The organism is Psychromonas marina (assembly GCF_030161115.1).
Taxonomy (GTDB): domain Bacteria; phylum Pseudomonadota; class Gammaproteobacteria; order Enterobacterales; family Psychromonadaceae; genus Psychromonas; species Psychromonas marina.
In genome coordinates this window covers 258,239-274,364 of the sequence record NZ_BSPQ01000013.1, presented here as the reverse complement: position 1 = coordinate 274,364, position 16,126 = coordinate 258,239, and the positions used below count along the sequence as shown (strand labels likewise).

13 protein-coding genes are annotated in these 16,126 nt (G+C 39.3%); 8 read left to right on the top strand and 5 right to left on the bottom strand.

Annotation, left to right across the window (positions count from 1 at the left end; translation table 11 throughout):
- Nucleotides 1-24 precede the first annotated feature (24 nt).
- Both QQK09_RS13270 and QQK09_RS13265 read left to right on the top strand, forming a co-directional pair.
- Nucleotides 25-546, top strand: a complete 522-nt coding sequence (locus QQK09_RS13270; RefSeq protein WP_284204635.1) for a M48 metallopeptidase family protein — start codon at nucleotides 25-27, stop codon at nucleotides 544-546.
- Nucleotides 527-1,426, top strand: coding sequence for a patatin-like phospholipase family protein (locus QQK09_RS13265; RefSeq protein WP_284204634.1), 900 nt, complete (start codon nucleotides 527-529; stop codon nucleotides 1,424-1,426). The genes QQK09_RS13270 and QQK09_RS13265 overlap by 20 nt, the downstream gene beginning before the upstream one ends.
- A 33-nt stretch (nucleotides 1,427-1,459) precedes the next feature.
- Here QQK09_RS13265 and oleD read toward each other — a convergent pair whose 3' ends face one another.
- The 5 genes from oleD to mnmC all read right to left on the bottom strand — a co-directional run bounded on the left by oleD (nucleotide 1,460) and on the right by mnmC (nucleotide 8,395).
- The gene (gene oleD, locus QQK09_RS13260) at nucleotides 1,460-2,530 is read right to left on the bottom strand and encodes a 2-alkyl-3-oxoalkanoate reductase (RefSeq protein ID WP_284204633.1); all 1,071 of its coding nucleotides are present in this window, start codon (nucleotides 2,528-2,530) and stop codon (nucleotides 1,460-1,462) included.
- 1 nt (nucleotide 2,531) lies between these two features.
- A complete protein-coding gene (oleC, locus tag QQK09_RS13255) occupies nucleotides 2,532-4,223 on the bottom strand; it encodes an olefin beta-lactone synthetase (protein WP_284204632.1) in 1,692 nt (563 codons plus the stop codon).
- Between the two features lie 2 nt (nucleotides 4,224-4,225).
- Nucleotides 4,226-5,107, bottom strand: a complete 882-nt coding sequence (locus QQK09_RS13250) for an alpha/beta fold hydrolase (RefSeq protein ID WP_284204631.1) — start codon at nucleotides 5,105-5,107, stop codon at nucleotides 4,226-4,228.
- Nucleotides 5,108-5,112: 5 nt separating this feature from the next.
- Entirely contained in the window at nucleotides 5,113-6,162 is a 1,050-nt protein-coding gene (locus QQK09_RS13245) for a 3-oxoacyl-ACP synthase III (protein ID WP_284204630.1), read from the bottom strand.
- Nucleotides 6,163-6,376: 214 nt separating this feature from the next.
- Nucleotides 6,377-8,395: a bifunctional tRNA (5-methylaminomethyl-2-thiouridine)(34)-methyltransferase MnmC2/FAD-dependent 5-carboxymethylaminomethyl-2-thiouridine(34) oxidoreductase MnmC1 gene (gene mnmC / locus QQK09_RS13240; RefSeq protein WP_284204629.1), complete on the bottom strand. Its 2,019-nt coding sequence runs from the start codon at nucleotides 8,393-8,395 to the stop codon at nucleotides 6,377-6,379.
- Between the two features lie 109 nt (nucleotides 8,396-8,504).
- Between mnmC and fabB the strand changes: the two genes are divergently transcribed.
- The 6 genes from fabB (at nucleotide 8,505) to ycfP (ending at nucleotide 16,087) form a co-directional block, all read left to right on the top strand.
- Nucleotides 8,505-9,722 (top strand): beta-ketoacyl-ACP synthase I, encoded by a 1,218-nt coding sequence (gene fabB / locus QQK09_RS13235; protein WP_284204628.1) that lies wholly within the window; start codon nucleotides 8,505-8,507, stop codon nucleotides 9,720-9,722.
- Between the two features lie 102 nt (nucleotides 9,723-9,824).
- Nucleotides 9,825-10,961: a 4-phosphoerythronate dehydrogenase gene (locus QQK09_RS13230; protein WP_284204627.1), complete on the top strand. Its 1,137-nt coding sequence runs from the start codon at nucleotides 9,825-9,827 to the stop codon at nucleotides 10,959-10,961.
- Nucleotides 10,958-11,986 (top strand): aspartate-semialdehyde dehydrogenase, encoded by a 1,029-nt coding sequence (locus tag QQK09_RS13225; RefSeq protein WP_284204626.1) that lies wholly within the window; start codon nucleotides 10,958-10,960, stop codon nucleotides 11,984-11,986. Before QQK09_RS13230 ends, QQK09_RS13225 begins: the two co-directional genes overlap by 4 nt.
- Before the next feature lie 134 nt (nucleotides 11,987-12,120).
- Nucleotides 12,121-14,331 (top strand): FimV/HubP family polar landmark protein, encoded by a 2,211-nt coding sequence (locus tag QQK09_RS13220; RefSeq protein WP_284204625.1) that lies wholly within the window; start codon nucleotides 12,121-12,123, stop codon nucleotides 14,329-14,331.
- An 82-nt stretch (nucleotides 14,332-14,413) separates the two neighbouring features.
- The gene (nagZ, locus tag QQK09_RS13215; protein ID WP_284204624.1) at nucleotides 14,414-15,427 is read left to right on the top strand and encodes a beta-N-acetylhexosaminidase; all 1,014 of its coding nucleotides are present in this window, start codon (nucleotides 14,414-14,416) and stop codon (nucleotides 15,425-15,427) included.
- 117 nt (nucleotides 15,428-15,544) lie between these two features.
- Nucleotides 15,545-16,087, top strand: a complete 543-nt coding sequence (ycfP, locus tag QQK09_RS13210) for an alpha/beta hydrolase YcfP (protein WP_284204623.1) — start codon at nucleotides 15,545-15,547, stop codon at nucleotides 16,085-16,087.
- Nucleotides 16,088-16,126: the final 39 nt, after the last annotated feature.

Here is a 16,126-nt window from a genome sequence, read left to right as displayed (position 1 = left end):
CTGTTTCATTTCTATAAGTAAACTATGACTAAAATATTACAAGCGATTAACCATTATCCTGCGCACATTAAAGAACAAGTAGAATCACTCATTGAAAACGACAAATTGGGTGCATATTTACTTAATCGCTATCCCAAACCCCACACAATTAATAGTGAACGCGCACTTTATGATTACGTTCAAGATTATAAAAAAAGATATATAAAACAATCTTCTCCTATCAGTAAGGTAAGTTATGACGCTAAGTTGCAGTTAGTTAAACATGCATTAGGAACACATACTTATGTTTCACGGGTGCAGGGTAATAAACTTAAAGCAAAGCAGGAAATCCGTATTGCAACATTGTTCAAACAAGCGCCGCAAGCGATGCTGGATATGATTGTCGTACATGAGTTAGCACACCTGAAAGAGAAGGATCATAATAAGGCGTTTTATAAATTATGTTGTTATATGCTGCCTGAATACCACCAATTAGAGTTGGATACACGACTATTTCTAATATACCAAGCAATTAAAGGTAATCTGTATGAAAGTAATGAAACCTAAGACAACAGTTTCCCTGGTGTTAGGCAGTGGTGGGGCACGTGGTCTTGCCCATATTGGGATTATCAAGTGGCTGGTGGAGCATGATTACCAGATAAATTCGATTTCGGGTTGTTCTATTGGCGCCTTAATTGGTGGTGTATATGCAGCGGGACGTTTGACTGAGTTTGAGCTGTGGATTAAAGAGATCGATAAATTTGAGATATTTTCATTACTTGATTTAGCCTGGAAATCAAATGGTTTAGTTCAAGGTGACAAAATAATTAATACCTTAGTCGCACTTCTTGGTGATCAAAAAATAGAAGATCTACCATTATGTTATACCGCTGTCGCTGCAGATATTGAAAATGAAAAAGAGGTCTGGATCAACAGCGGCTCTCTTTTTGAAGCAATTCGCGCTTCTATCTCTTTACCACTTTTTTTTACACCAGTGCATCGTAACGGTGTGTTACTGATTGATGGTGGTGTGCTTAACCCTGTGCCGATCGCACCTACATTTGGTGATAATAATGATTTAACCATTGCGGTGAATCTTGGTGGGGCGATGATCAAAAAAAGCGTGGTTGCAAAAACACCGGTATCTGAGCAAAGTAGCACTGGTTTTCATTCTAAAATAAAAGGCTTTATTAATAGCTTTAGTAATGAGGAATCGTCACAGATAAGCAGCAAAGATTGGGGAGCTTATGATATTGCAAACCAAGCCTTTGATGCAATGCAAAGTACCATCGCCCGACAAAAACTAGCTGCATATCCTGCCGATGTTGTCATTGAAATTGCGCGTAATGCTTGTGGAACTTTAGAGTTTGATCGTGCTGGTGAGATGATTGAATTGGGTTATCAGGCTGCTGAGCGATATTTTAAAATATCTACTGAGAAAGAGTAAAGCCATCAGGGTGATGGCTTTTCTATAATGATGCTAACTGTTGAGTGATGCTTTTAATAACGCCATACCTTGCGTTATATTAACCAGTGCTTGATATCCGAAGTCTCGTTTAGCTGCACTAATATCAAAGTAGTGCGCTGTAGAAAGTTGTTTAGCAACAAAGCGGGTCATGATTGGCTCATCTTTTTTACCCAATACTAAATAAGCCCACTCAAGGACGCTTCCAACCGCGAAAGCGACGGATGCAGGTACTCTTTTTGTCACTGCTGGTAAAGACTGACAGGCAAGAATTTTATTCAGCATATCGCCCATAAAAATCGGCTCATCATTACTTAAAAAATAAGCTTTACCTGCACATTTTGATGTTGCTTTATCTAACTCAACAGCCGCTAGAAGATGTGCATATACCGCATTATCGATATAGATGGTATCAACTAATTTATCACTTTTACCGACCAATTTTAATTTGCCTGCTTTGGCACGATCTAAAACACGTGGTACAAGGTGACGATCCCCTGGCCCCCAAATTAAATGTGGACGAAGTGCAACGGTTTTAAGGGCATCACAATTACTGCTTAGTACTTTTTGCTCAGCTACTGCCTTTGATAAACCATAAAAATTTAAAAATTTTTCTGCATAAGGGCTAGACTCATTAATGCCTTCTTCATCGACCCCTGCAAAAGTGACACTTGGCGTACTGGTGTAGATCAAACGATCGATATTATGAGCGCGACAGGCGTCAATAATATGTTGGCTGCCTGTTACATTAGGTTTAAAGTAACTCTCTTTATTACCCCATACGCCAGCTTTTGAAGCAACATGGAATACCACATCACAGCCAGCCATCGCATCAAAAAGGGATTGTTGATTACTTAAATCTCCTTTTATCATGTTTACCCCGATGGCTGTTAATGCAGGGTAATCACCACGAGCAAAACCGACCACGTTGATATCGGCACTGCGAAGCCATTGACAAAGGGCTTTACCTAAAAAACCACCTGCGCCAGTCACAAACACACATTTAGTGGTTGCTTTAAATGCGTTTAAAACTGCTTGTTGTTCTGCTGAAAGCAAATTGAAATCAGGAATGTTATGCTCGGTCATCTTATTTGTTGAACTCTTTTTTAATCTCACTTTTTGCCCAAACAGCTAACTTTTCACGATAAATTTTAGCGTTGTGGCGAATATCCATTGGGAAGCCCTGATGAATTAAAAAGTGTTTAATACCGCGTGTATGATCATGTTTATCTGCGATAAAACGTAATTCATTAAACAGTTTTAAGCTACTTTCAGTCGGTTTTTCAAGTAGTTCAATGCAAACAACAGCCGTTTTTTGTTCAGCAAGTTCGATACCGACAAGCGCACTGCGTTTAACAGCGGGGTGGGTATTAAAAATACGTTCACTACAGATAGAAAAATAGTTGCTGGTATAAGTACTGGTTTTGTCTTGGAAAACAGTCTCAACACGGTGTGCTTTACGTCCACACATCCATAATCGGCCATGTTCATCTAAGTATCCAAGGTCACCCATACGATGACGAGATTGCTCACCATCGGCAATTTTTGAATCCACCGTTGCATTATCACGTGCGTAATATTGTTGGCTAACTTGCGGGCCCTTTACCACTATCTCACCAATTTCATAGGCGGGAATAGTGAGTTCTTCAGACCAGTTTTCAATCGGTTCTTCACTGATTTTTATAATCGCTAGTTGCGTATTTTCAACCGCTTCACCGACACAAATACCACCACCGGTATCGGTAATCGCTTCTGTTTTTAATAGTTCAGAGCTGGCAATTTTGCTGATCGGTAATGACTCCGTTGCGCCATAGGAGTTAAGGATATCAACGCCTTTATTGAGCAATTTTGAAAAATGCTTTAACGAAGGTAGTGTAGCGGGCGCTCCTGCTGAGATAACGCGTTTTAACGTCGCTAGCTTGATACCTTTTTTATTGCCGGCGTTGCCTAATATTTCTATAAGTGCTGGATTAGCAAAAAGATTAGAACACTCATATTTCTGAATCGCCTCAAACAGGTATTCTGGATTAGCGGTGATCGGTTTGCTAGCATCCATCTCTGGGACAATAGAGGCCATGCCCAAAGCAGGGCCAAATAGGGAAAATAACGGGAAGGTCGCAAGATCACGTTCACCATGTTGAATTTGGTAATCGTTTTTTAACACAGAAATTTGTGCCTCAAACATCTCGTGACTATAAACAACACCCTTAGGTGTGCCAGTACTACCACTGGTAAACAGGATTGCAGCTAATTGATCATCTTCCAATTTAACCATGGAATAGTTATTTTCTTGAATAGGGTATTTAGCCAGTAATGCTTTTAAGCCAATACCACCCCATAAACCAGTACCTGCAACGGTTATATTGTGTTTGATCGTTTCACGACCCCAACCAAATAGGCGACGTGCAAAATGCGCTTTAGGAATACCAATAAATGCATCTGGTTTGGCTTCTTTAAAACATTGCTTGAGGTTTTTAGTCCCCATGCCTGGGTCTACTAAAATAGGCACAATGCCCGCTTTAAATAAGGCGAAAGTGATGCTGAAAAAATCAAGGCTTGGCGTCACCATTAAAACGGCTTTATCACCACTTTTTAAGCCGTATTGATTTAAGGCAAACGCTATCTGATCACTGCGCTGATGTAATTGTGCAAAATCCATCTCTTGATAAATTAATTTATTAAAGCGTTTTTTTTGTACAGCGACAGCAAGAGAGGTAGGGAATTGCGTTGCCGCATCGATTAGATGACGGCAAAGATTAGCTTGTTTTTTTTCACTCATGTTTATCTATTTTTTTCCATAAACTGTTCAATTAATGGGATAACTTCATCAGATGCATCTTCTAAGATGTAATGGCCACAATCATCAAATTGATTCACTTCTGCATGAGGCATCTTCTCTTTCCAAACGGCTAAGAAATGTTTATCAAATACAAAATCTTTTAAGCCCCAACAGATAATAGTCGGAACTTGTTTAAATTGCTCAAGACTATTGCTGATATCTGAAACTAATTGGTAGTTTTTGTCACTTTCATAGAGTGGGATATCTTGAACAAAGCGTAATGTAGAGATACGATTTTTCCATGAATTAAAGGGCATAACGTAAGCTTTACGCACATCCTTTGGCATCGGTTGTCGTTTTACACCCACATATGAAGCTGCAGATGAGAAAGCATTCAAACCACGTACTAATAATGTACCAAGTAGGGTATTGCGACAAATCCAAAGGCCTAACGGCAATGGTTTACTCTTTGGCAGGTGAAAAGCACCAGTATTTAAGATAACTAAACGCTTAATACGCTCAGGATAACGCGCAGCATACCCCATACCGATCATGCCACCCCAATCATGTACTACAAGGGTGATGTTTTCTTTAATTTCAAGTGATTCAAGCAGCGCTTCTAAATCATCAATGCGACTTTTTAGTGTGTATTCGTAATCGGCATCGCCGGGTTTATCTGATAAACCACAACCAATATGGTCGGGTACGATACATTGGTGGTTTTTGCTTAATGATTTTACTAAGTTACGGTAATAAAATGACCAACTTGGGTTGCCATGCACCATCACTACAGGCTCACCTTGACCTTCATTAAGGTAGTGATATTTTTGCCCGTTTCTATCTAAATAATTACGCTTAAACGGAAATAAAGATTCTAAGTTCATATTAATTACCACTCCAACCCTAACATCATACAATTAAGGCCACTGCCTATACCTAAGAAACTTACTTTATCGCCAGATTTTAAGAAACCTTGATCGTGTGCCATGGCTGCTGTCACTGGCAGGGATACGGTGCCCATATTGCCTAATTTCTGAAAAGTTGGGAATTCTTTATGAGCAGGAATATTAAGTGCGCTTAATACCTGTTTTTGGTTAGCAGAACCAACTTGATGACAGATAACCTTATCGACTTCTGCGCCAACCCAATCACGCTGGGTTAAGAAATGATTCCAAGTATCAAGTGCCAGTGCTACCCCTTCTTTTAGAAGCGGTACAGCATTAGTGCGCATATATTCTCGGTGTAATTTAAGACCCACTTCTTGTAAGCCCCATTTACATAAATCGTGATGCTCTGGAGCGCTTAGATGACTTGCACCAAGGAGTTTATGCTGACGTTCATTTTTTAGCGGTAAACTACCATCGGTGAGCAATACGGCAACCGCGCCAGAACCACCGGTTAGTGTGGCTAATGATTGTGAGAAGTTTTGGATAGTCTGATTTTCAAGCATGTTGTCGACAGTAATATCAACAATATGACGAGCAGACTCACAAGAGACCACTAAACCAGCTTTAATTTGTCCCAGTTCAATACGATTGGCAACATCCAAAATACCTGATAACACGCCTAAACATGCATTACTAATATCGTAGATTGCAGTACTTTTATTAACACCAAGTTCTGCTGCAATACGACAGGCTGTTGCAGGTTCATGTTGATCACGACAAACCCCAGTGTAAACCACTGCACCAATGTCATCGACACTGATATTGGTTTCAAGCAGGCTCTTTTTGGCAGCTTCAATAGCACCATCAGATAAACGATGATCCTTTGGCCACCAACGACGCTCTTCAATACCGGTTAATGCGGCAAGTTGCCCCATCGGGATACGTAATTTTTGATATAACGGGGCAAGACGTGATTCTAGATCACGGCTTGAGATGACTTCAGGAGCCAGCTCATAAGCAAAGCTGTTGATAAAAACGCGGGAATATTTCATTAAGCAGTACTATTTCTCATTCATTAATTTCAAAGGGTAGTATACAAGCACAAAATTGGAGCAGTTAACCATACCCATAAATCGAGGGCGTAGATTAACTTAAATTGTTAATTTTAACAAAGGGCTAACGCTAAAGAATCTTGGCATTCGTTAACTTTGCGCCCTTGATAGGGCTTATTGGCTTAATTTTGTACTAATTGGCGATAAATAATTGTTAAAACTTCAATGTTTTGCCTTTCTTAAGATAATTTATCCACTGACGATTACATTGCAATGCATTTAAAATCGGTAAACTTAAGGGCAGTGGTTCTTGATTAATTTGGCTTGCAAGCGTTTCAGCGAGCAGTGGCCCGGTATTTAAACCGCGAGAACCTAAACCCGTTAATATAAATAGATTAGGATGGAAAGGCGCGTTTTCACTGGGCATTTTATTAACTTCATGTTGATAAACTAGCTTGGTCTTTAAGTAATCAGGTAATGCACCCATGTAAGGAAAATGATCACGCGTAGTACAACGAATACCAACATTGGCATGTTCATGTGCAATATCAATCTGCTCAACCCATTGTTTTTCCTTGATACATTTAGCTAATTTGTCCTTATTTTCAATCTGTTCCGTAGCTGAAAATGTTTCATCCATACTATGACGATTAAAGGTAGCACCCATGCAATGAGCGCCGTTATTGATCGGGGTCAAATAACCTTCATGGCACAGTGTTATTTTTAATTTTTGTAATTGTTGATTAGTTGGTACATGCGTTACTTGACCTCTTGCAGCAGAAAGCGGCAGCGCTTCACACTGTTTAAAATCAAGGGTATGCATTGCACTAGCTAACACCATTAATGAGTGCTCTTGTTTCTGTTCTGCTCCATCAACAGTAAAGTGACAATGCCAGCGTTTATCAATTTCTTCAAACGTGTCTAACTGATGATTTAACTTGATAGTTAAACGTCCAGATTTTTCTGCTTTAGCAGCAATGGCGTGTACCATTTGTGTCGGGCTTAACCAACCAGCTAACGGGTAAAAGAGGGCACTTTGACCTATGTCGAGTTCAGCTAACTGATCAGTTTGTTCACTAGTTACTTTTTGAACCAATGCCGTTGGTAACGATGCGAGTAATATTTTATCAAGCTTTTTAGCTGCGCTATCATCGTAATAAAGCTGTAATAAGCCTGATAGATCAAAATCAAAAGGATGGCGTTGGTTAAGCTTTTCAACATAATTACGCGCATATAAAAAGCTATTAGCAAATAGCTCGCTTAAGGCATCATGCCGAGCGTTGAGCAACGGGTATAATGCCCCCTGTTGATTACCTGATGCACCACAACCGAGTTGTCCATCTTTACAATACATAGTGACCGAATAACCACGTTTGACTAACGCTAAACTGAGACAAACGCCGCTAATGCCTGCGCCAATAATAGCAATATCTTTACTTGAACTCAGTTTGGGGGGGCGGTAATTTTCTGCGTATTGTTTGGCTATTGTTGGCTGCTTAATATGCCCGAATAGCATTTCGCGTTTTTTACAGATTCCTTCACGTTTAGATATTACAAATCCCGCTGTTTCTAATCCTGATTTTACAAAACTTTCAACAGTAAAGGCCGCGATTGTTGCGTTTGCTTTGCTACAAGCTGCAATTAATTTAAATAACGGTTCATTCCACATGTCAGCGTTTTTACTTGGTGCAAAACCATTTAAAAACCAGCAATCAAATAAACCATCGTCATAAATATATAGATTAGGCAGTGTGTTGTTAATATCGCCAAACCAAAGATCTAAGGTAATATTGCCGATATGAATGCGATGACAGCCCCGTAATGCTAATGGGTATTGATCTAAAAGAGGGGTAATATAAGCACTGAGAGTAGGCCATTGTTGTAATGCTCGTTGTAGATCTTCACGATTTAAGGGGGATTTCTCAAAACTGCTAAAAAATAGTTTTTTCAGAGGGTTATCGGGATTTTGTCGGAGAAAGTTATCGAACGCTAAACAGGTTAATAAAAAGTTGATCCCGCAACCAAAAGCTGTTTCTGCAATACAGAAATGTGAACCTTGCCAAGTTGACCATCGTTCAGTCAGTTGATTACCTTGTAGAAACACAGAGTGTGAATCTGCAATATTTTGGTCAGTATTGAAATCTAGATCACCAAATACAGGGGAAAATGGCCCTGACTGATCAGACCAGTCTATTTGAGCATGCATAATTTGGTGGTTTTTACTTTCAGACAAGTTATATTCCTATTCTATGTAAAACTATTTGGTTCAAATCAGTCAGGGTTGTATTTTTATATTTAACCCCCATTGTATGATTAGTCCTCCAAGCAATAAAGGCTTAATAATGAAAAGAGCAGTAATTACAGGTATTGGTATTGTTTCTAGTATTGGTAACAATCAAGAAGAAGTTCTAGCATCACTGAAAAGTGGTAAATCAGGTATCACCTTCTCTGAGCAGTTTGCTGAGAAAAAGATGCGTAGCCACGTTTGGGGTGACCTTAAAATAGAGCCAAAAGATCACATAGATCGTAAAATCATGCGTTTCATGGGTGATGCCGCTGCATACACTTATATCTCTATGGAACAGGCTATTGCTGATGCTGGTTTAGCAGATGATCAAGTTTCTAATGAACGTACCGGTATCGTAACTGGCTCTGGTGGTGGTTCTTCAGTAAACCAAGTTGCTGCCGCTGAGATCATGCAAACTAAAGGTGTGCGTCGTGTTGGACCTTACATGGTGCCGCGTACAATGGCGAGCACGACCTCTGCATGTTTAGCAACACCGTTTAAAATTAAGGGTGTTAACTACTCAATGAGCAGTGCCTGTGCAACAAGTGCACACTGTATTGGTCATGCGTGGGAACAAATTCAACTAGGTAAACAAGATATCGTGTTTGCTGGTGGTGGTGAAGAATTAGACTGGACTACAGCATGTACTTTTGATGCGATGGGTGCACTTTCTAGTAAATACAATGAAACACCTGAACTTGCTTCGCGTACTTACGATGCAAACCGTGACGGTTTTGTTATCTCTGGTGGTGGCGGTATTGTTGTTGTTGAAGAACTTGAACATGCACTTGCTCGTGGCGCAAAAATCTATGCTGAAATCGTAGGTTACGGCGCAACTTCTGATGGTTACGACATGGTTGCTCCATCAGGTGAAGGCGCTGTTCGTTGTATGAAACAAGCACTTGCAACTGTTGAAGGTGAAGTTGATTACCTTAATACTCACGGTACATCAACACCCGTTGGTGATACTAAAGAGCTTGGTGCAATTAATGAAGTATTTGCAGATAAAGCACCAAAAATCAGCGCAACTAAATCACAGACTGGCCACGCGTTAGGCGCTGCTGGTGTACATGAAGCGATCTACAGCATGATCATGATGGAAAATGATTTCATCTCTCCATCAATCAATATCAATGATATTGATGAACTAGCTAAAGATTTACCAATTGTTGCAAATAAAGCACAGGATGCAAAACTAGATATTGTTATGTCTAACAGTTTTGGTTTCGGTGGTACAAACGCAACATTAGTATTTAAGCGTTTCACTAAATAAAATATTGGTAGCAGAGCGTTTGCTTTGCACTAAAGGCGTTACGTCTATCTATATTTAAAGGAGCTTTATGCTCCTTTTTTGCTTTAAAAATTATGGTTAACGATGAAAATTTATATTGATGAAAATATCCCTTACGCAAAACAGTTTTTCAGCGATTTTGGAGAGTTACATTTTTTTTCTGGGCGAACTGTCACTGCTGAGCAGTTAATTGATGCAGATATACTGTTAGTGCGTTCAATTACTAACGTAGACGAAAAATTACTACATCTTAATAAATGTCTTAAATTTGTGGGTACAGCAACCATTGGCACTGATCATATTGATCAGCAATACCTACAACAGCGAGACATTACTTTTAACAGCGCACCAGGCTGTAATAAAATATCTGTCGCAGAATATATTTTAAGTAGTTTATTAGTCCTTGCAGAAAAAATGCAGTTTCAGTTAGTCGATAAAACTGTTGCCATTGTTGGTGCTGGTAATACAGGCAGTGCAGTATATGAACGCTTGAACGCGTTAGGGCTGAACTGTAAATTGTATGATCCTCCGTTGCAATTAGCGGGTGATAATCGTGCATTCTGCTCCTTTGATGAGGTGATTAATGCTGACATTATCAGCTTACATGTACCCAAGGTGAGTGTCGGGGACTATCCAACGGTACATATGTTTGATGCGAACGTTTTAAAGCAACTCAATCATAAACAGATATTATTAAATGCATCTCGTGGTGAAGTAATTGATAATCAAGCATTATTGAAAATGGCTAAAGCAGGGCTTCAGCCCACATTAGTATTAGATGTTTGGGAACATGAGCCAACAATAGAAAAAGCATTGCTTCCTTTTGTTGAAATCGCAACGCCGCATATTGCCGGTTATAGCCTAGATGGTAAAGCGCGTGGCACAGAGATGTTATATCATGCGCTTTGTCAGAAGGTCGGGGTGAATATCACACATAAAGCACAAGACTTTGTTGTCAAACCTGCTATATCCGACGTGACGATTGAAGAAATAATCACTCAACCAATACTCAAAAAACTGATACACCTTATTTTTGATGTTCGTCGAGATGATGCTCTATTTCGACAAATGATTGATCAAGATGACGGTTTTGATATCATGCGCAAAACGTATAGCGAAAGACGTGAAATGTCGACATTAAGCGTAAATGCACCCGCTTCGCAAACCCAATTATTACAAGCATTAGGCTTTAAAGCTGAATGTAAAAGAGAGATAAAATGAAATCAGAATATAATATTGCCGTTATCGGCGACTTAAGTGGTTGTATTGAAGCAACACTAGAGGTGCTTGTATCGCGCGACTTCCCTGTCGCTAAACTATTTCCACTGCAAGATGAGTCTCAAATCGATGAAGAAGAAGAAACTCGCAGTGTGATGTTTTCAGGTAAACCAGTAGATGTCATCGATATCAATGGTTTTGAATGGGAAAAAGTAGATATCGCATTTTTCTTAACAGATATCGAAACTACAAAAGCATGGGCTGATATTGCTAGTGAGCATTGTGTTGTCATTGATAACAGCGGTACTTTTTTAGAAGATGAAAATGTGCCATTAGTGCAAGTTGATGTAAATGAAGAGCATCTCGCTAATTTCTCACAAACTAACAAAGTAGCGATCCCAAGCAGTGAAACTGCACAGCTAGCATTAGCTATTTCTCAACTTCATCAAGAAGTTGGTTTAGTACGCATCAATGTTTCAAGCTACCAATCTGTTTCTATTGCTGGCAAAGCCGGTGTAACCACATTAGCAGGCGAAACAGCTCGTTTGTTGAATGCAAAAGAGGTAAAAACAGAACTGTTTCCTCAGCAAACTGCATTTAATATTTTCCCGCAAGTGGGCGAATTTAATGATGACGGTATCAGCTTCAGTGAACAGCGTTTGGTAACTGAAACTCGTCGTTTATTAAATGATCCTTCAATTATTGTTTCACCAACACAGGTTGTTGTACCACTGTTTTATGGTTGTGCACAATCAGTACACCTACAAACACATTATCCTGTCGATATGGATGAAGTTGCACAATCTTTGCATCATAGTGAAGGCATCACGTTGTCCAAAACGGTTTGTGATTACCCAAATATGATCAGTGACGTTGTGACTAATACTAACGTACATGTTGGCCGTTTACGCAAAGACCTTTGCGATGCAAGTGGCATCAATATGTGGGTTTGCGCAGATAACTATCATTTTGGTGTAGCAACAACAGCAATTAAAGTAGCAGAAAAGTTAATCGCTAGTTATATTTAATAGCTGTAAAAGCTTGATTTATAGTGGGCTAGATCCCAATTCTAGCCTTACTTATTCAATTCTTTTACAGAACTAATTGAGCTGGTTTATCATGCAGTAAAACTACTCGAACTAATTATCTTCAAGGAATGAATATGAAGCGTCTCCTCCTCTCTCTAATCTGTTGTTCTCCATTGCTTTTTTCTCCATCTGTAAGCTTTAGTATTGACCTAACAGGACCAAGTGAAGAGACCTCTTTATCGTTTGAACAATATGGGCCAATTAGCCAGACAGAAACACTTTGGGCGGTCTCGACTAAGTTAAGACCAGATAACTCGGTCAGTGTACAACAAACCCTTGTCGCTATTTATAAAAGCAATCCATACGCATTTTATCAAGGCGACATTAATAAAATTATCCCCGAATCAATTATAAAAGTTCCTTCGCTAAATTTTGTCCAACAACAAACGAACCAAGAAGCCATTAAACTGATTGAAAGGTTTGCGATAAAGAAAAAAAAGGTTGCTGCACCCGTTCCTAAAAAGTCACAAGTGAGCCCCGTTACTGCTAAACCGCTACCAGTAGAAAAAGAGGTAACTCAAACGGCTAAAACTGTCTCGGCAGTGGAGCCTACGGAAAAGCAATTAAATAGTGAGAGTCAATTAGTCGCTGATCAACAACTTATTGAATTACAAGCGGAGATGGATCTCTTAAATGAACAATATATTGTTGCTACTGAAGCAACACAAATATTGAAATTGAAGTTGCAGCCTTTAAATGATCAAATTAGTCGGCTATCTGAGCAACTGGATGCTGAAATAGCAACTCAAGCGCAACTTCAACAAATAATAGATGATTACCGAGCACAACTAGACTCGGTTGAGCCAGCTCCTTTTAGCGGTGAAGGTACGCTAAATAAAATATTGCAGGCTATCACTGCTTCTTTAACCAACCTATTAATCGCTATTCTCTCTCCAGTTATTTTGTTGTTACTGATTTTTGTTGCTCTTTCTCGCATCCGCTCTAAACGTGAAATTGCTGAGCAAGAGCAAGAACTTGCAGAATCCACTGCTATTTTAATGCAAGAGTCCGGACAATTTGATGTTTTATTAACCGATGATGTTTCTGAAGCTGGGCAAGAAGATATCGATTTCGCAGAGCCCGAGTTAAATCCAACAAGTGAATTGTCTAGAAATGGTGCTGATACACTTACGATCCCTGATGATTTTTCAGAAAATAGTTTAAATGAAGAAATTACTCTAGATGTAGTTGATTTAACAGAAGATGATGAGTTAATTGTTGCTGTTGATATAGATGACCTTGAGCGAGAAAGTAGTACAGATGACCCCTTTGGAGTTGATACCTTAACGAATGACCAAAGCCCGATGGCAGCGGTTGATTTAGACGATGATGATCCTTTTGGCATTGATACATTATCTGATGATCAAACATTAATATCAGCGGTTGATTTAGATGATGGACAATTCGAACCTACTGAAGATGACCCCTTTGGCATTGCTGCATTAACAGATGATGAAACGCCAACCACTGCGATTGATTTGGATGATGAGCAGTTTAACCCAACTGAATATGACCCTTTTGGCATTGCAGCATTAACAGAAGATGATCAGTTTGAATCGAGTGAAGATGATCCCTTTGGTATTGCCGCACTAGTTGATGGTGAACAAAATATAGATCTTGCAGAGGAGACATCAATTTCTGCTGCTGAACAAGCGGATTTAGACCTTGCTGCACAATGGGAAGCGCAAATCTCAGCAGATTCTGAGGATATGTCTACAGCAGAGATTGATCAATTATTTGACACTCCGAGCCTCTCTGAGTCATCAACGATACCGGAACAAACTGCTCAACTAGAAGAAGATAGCGCTACACCAATCGCTATTGACTTGGACATTGAAGATGACAGTGATGCATTTAATTTTGAGCAGGCAGAAGAGGTTGAATTACCTGAAATTGTTGAAGAGAATGATCTTTTAGCACAACAGATCAGTGATGTTGCCTTTAATGAAGAGGTTGCGTTACCTGAAGTCGCTGATATTAAAGAAAATGACTTTATTGATATTGAAACATTACTTGAGAATAATGGACCGCTAGATAAAGATGAGCCGTATACCGAATTCGATTTAGACTTAGGTTTAGAGGAGTTTCCTGATGTTGTGGACCTACAAGAAAATATTGATATCGACGATGATGAAAATGGTGTTAGTGCACAATTAGACTTAGCGCGCGCTTATTTGGAAATAGACGATAAAGCGGGGGCAAAAGAGATATTAATGGCGGTTGTAGAAGTGAGCAATGGAAAACAACGAACTGAGATAGATAAATTGCTTAGCCGATTAAGTTAATTATAATATTATAAATTATCGAAAAAAAACCAGCTTTGCTGGTTTTTTTATTAATAAAATAGCATAACTGATTAGGAATAGTATGAGACCCGTCGTTTTAGATGTCATTGGATATGAGTTGAATGCGCAGGAAAAAGAGGTATTAGCACACCCATTAGTCGCGGGTGTTATTTTATTTACCCGCAATTTTTTCGACATTCAACAGTTAAAAGAGCTTGTTGGCCAGATTCGTTTATATGCTAGAAAAGAGATCATCATTGCCGTTGATCATGAAGGTGGACGAGTGCAGCGCTTTAGAGAAGGTTTTACTTTGTTACCCTCAGCGGGTGCATTACTCCAGCATAGCTCAGTACAAGAGGCGAAAGTATTAGCCTATGCAAGTGGTTGGATCATGTCGAGTGAGCTTATTGCGTGTGATATTGATTTTAGCTTTGCACCGGTATTAGACATTAATGGAATTTCAGATGTCATTGGCAATCGATCATTTGCACCACGACCTGAACAAGTGACTGAGATTGCAACGGCTTACCTTGATGCGATGCAAGCAACGGGAATGGCCTCTACGGGAAAACATTTTCCAGGGCACGGCAGTGTTAAAGCAGATTCACATGTTGCATTACCGATCGATTCTCGTTCAATGACGGATATATTTAATCAGGATATCGTCCCTTTTAAAGCATTAATTGAGCAAGGTGCCTTAACCGCTGTGATGCCATCGCACGTTGTTTATGATCAATGTGATGATCAGCCAGCTGGCTTTTCGACATATTGGTTGCAAACTATTTTACGTCAACAGTTAGGTTTTTCTGGTGTGATTATCAGCGATGATCTATCAATGCATGGAGCAAGTTTTGTTGGTGATCATGTTTCTCGTGCACATAATGCGTTGGATGCGGGTTGTGATTTGATTCTTGCTTGTAACGATAGTGAGGCAGCTATTTCAATTTTAGATGCACTTAATATCCCTAAGATACAAGACAGTAGAGCTGTTCAACAGATGCGTTATCAAGGAAATAATGTTTCATTACCGTTACAAAAAAATCCAATTTGGATAGAAAACCATCAAAAATTGATGCAGTTTGCTGAGCGGATCTAATAAGTACGTTGCAACCCTTGCACTTGGTGGTTATTTCCATAAACTGGTTATAACCTCAATTTAAGGTAAATATAAAATCGCTAAAAGTCGATTATAATAATAAAGGCGGAATAATTAATGATCATTTATCTACACGGTTTTGATGCTACAAGTCCAGGAAACCATGAAAAAGTGATGCAATTAAAATTTATTGATGATGATGTACGTTTTGTACACTACAGCACTATTCATCCTAAGCATGATATGAGCCATATATTAAAAGAGGTGCATAAGCATATCCAAAGTAGCGATGATAAATCACCACTCATTTGTGGGGTTGGTTTAGGGGGGTACTGGAGTGAACGCATCGGTTTTTTATGTGGCATTAAACAGGTTATTCTAAATCCTAATCTTCATCCAGAAGATAATATGGTAGGAAAAATTGAATGGCCTGAAGAGTATTTTGATATTGAAACGAAATGTGTCAGTAGTTTTCGTACATTAAACAGTAAGAATTGTTTATGTCTACTCTCAAGAAGCGATGAGATGATGGACTCTTCACAAAGTGAGCATGAGTTATCTGCGTATTATCAGATTATATTTGATGATAAACAGGGGCATAAATTCCACGATATTTCTCACCATTTAAAAACCATAAAACACTTCAAAGAACTCGCTTAACCTCAGATTAAAGGCGGCATATCGTCGCCTTGTTACCGT

Excerpts from the sequence above, each read along its gene's own strand:
- oleD (WP_284204633.1), bottom strand. The coding sequence starts at position 2,530 with ATGACCGAGCATAACATTCCTGATTTCAATTTGCTTTCAGCAGAACAA.
- QQK09_RS13220 (WP_284204625.1), top strand. The coding sequence starts at position 12,121 with ATGAAGCGTCTCCTCCTCTCTCTAATCTGTTGTTCTCCATTGCTTTTT.
- ycfP (WP_284204623.1), top strand. The coding sequence starts at position 15,545 with ATGATCATTTATCTACACGGTTTTGATGCTACAAGTCCAGGAAACCAT.
- QQK09_RS13245 (WP_284204630.1), bottom strand. The coding sequence starts at position 6,162 with ATGAAATATTCCCGCGTTTTTATCAACAGCTTTGCTTATGAGCTGGCT.
- fabB (WP_284204628.1), top strand. The coding sequence starts at position 8,505 with ATGAAAAGAGCAGTAATTACAGGTATTGGTATTGTTTCTAGTATTGGT.
- QQK09_RS13230 (WP_284204627.1), top strand. The coding sequence starts at position 9,825 with ATGAAAATTTATATTGATGAAAATATCCCTTACGCAAAACAGTTTTTC.
- QQK09_RS13250 (WP_284204631.1), bottom strand. The coding sequence starts at position 5,107 with ATGAACTTAGAATCTTTATTTCCGTTTAAGCGTAATTATTTAGATAGA.
- nagZ (WP_284204624.1), top strand. The coding sequence starts at position 14,414 with ATGAGACCCGTCGTTTTAGATGTCATTGGATATGAGTTGAATGCGCAG.
- oleC (WP_284204632.1), bottom strand. The coding sequence starts at position 4,223 with ATGAGTGAAAAAAAACAAGCTAATCTTTGCCGTCATCTAATCGATGCG.
- QQK09_RS13265 (WP_284204634.1), top strand. The coding sequence starts at position 527 with ATGAAAGTAATGAAACCTAAGACAACAGTTTCCCTGGTGTTAGGCAGT.
- QQK09_RS13225 (WP_284204626.1), top strand. The coding sequence starts at position 10,958 with ATGAAATCAGAATATAATATTGCCGTTATCGGCGACTTAAGTGGTTGT.
- QQK09_RS13270 (WP_284204635.1), top strand. The coding sequence starts at position 25 with ATGACTAAAATATTACAAGCGATTAACCATTATCCTGCGCACATTAAA.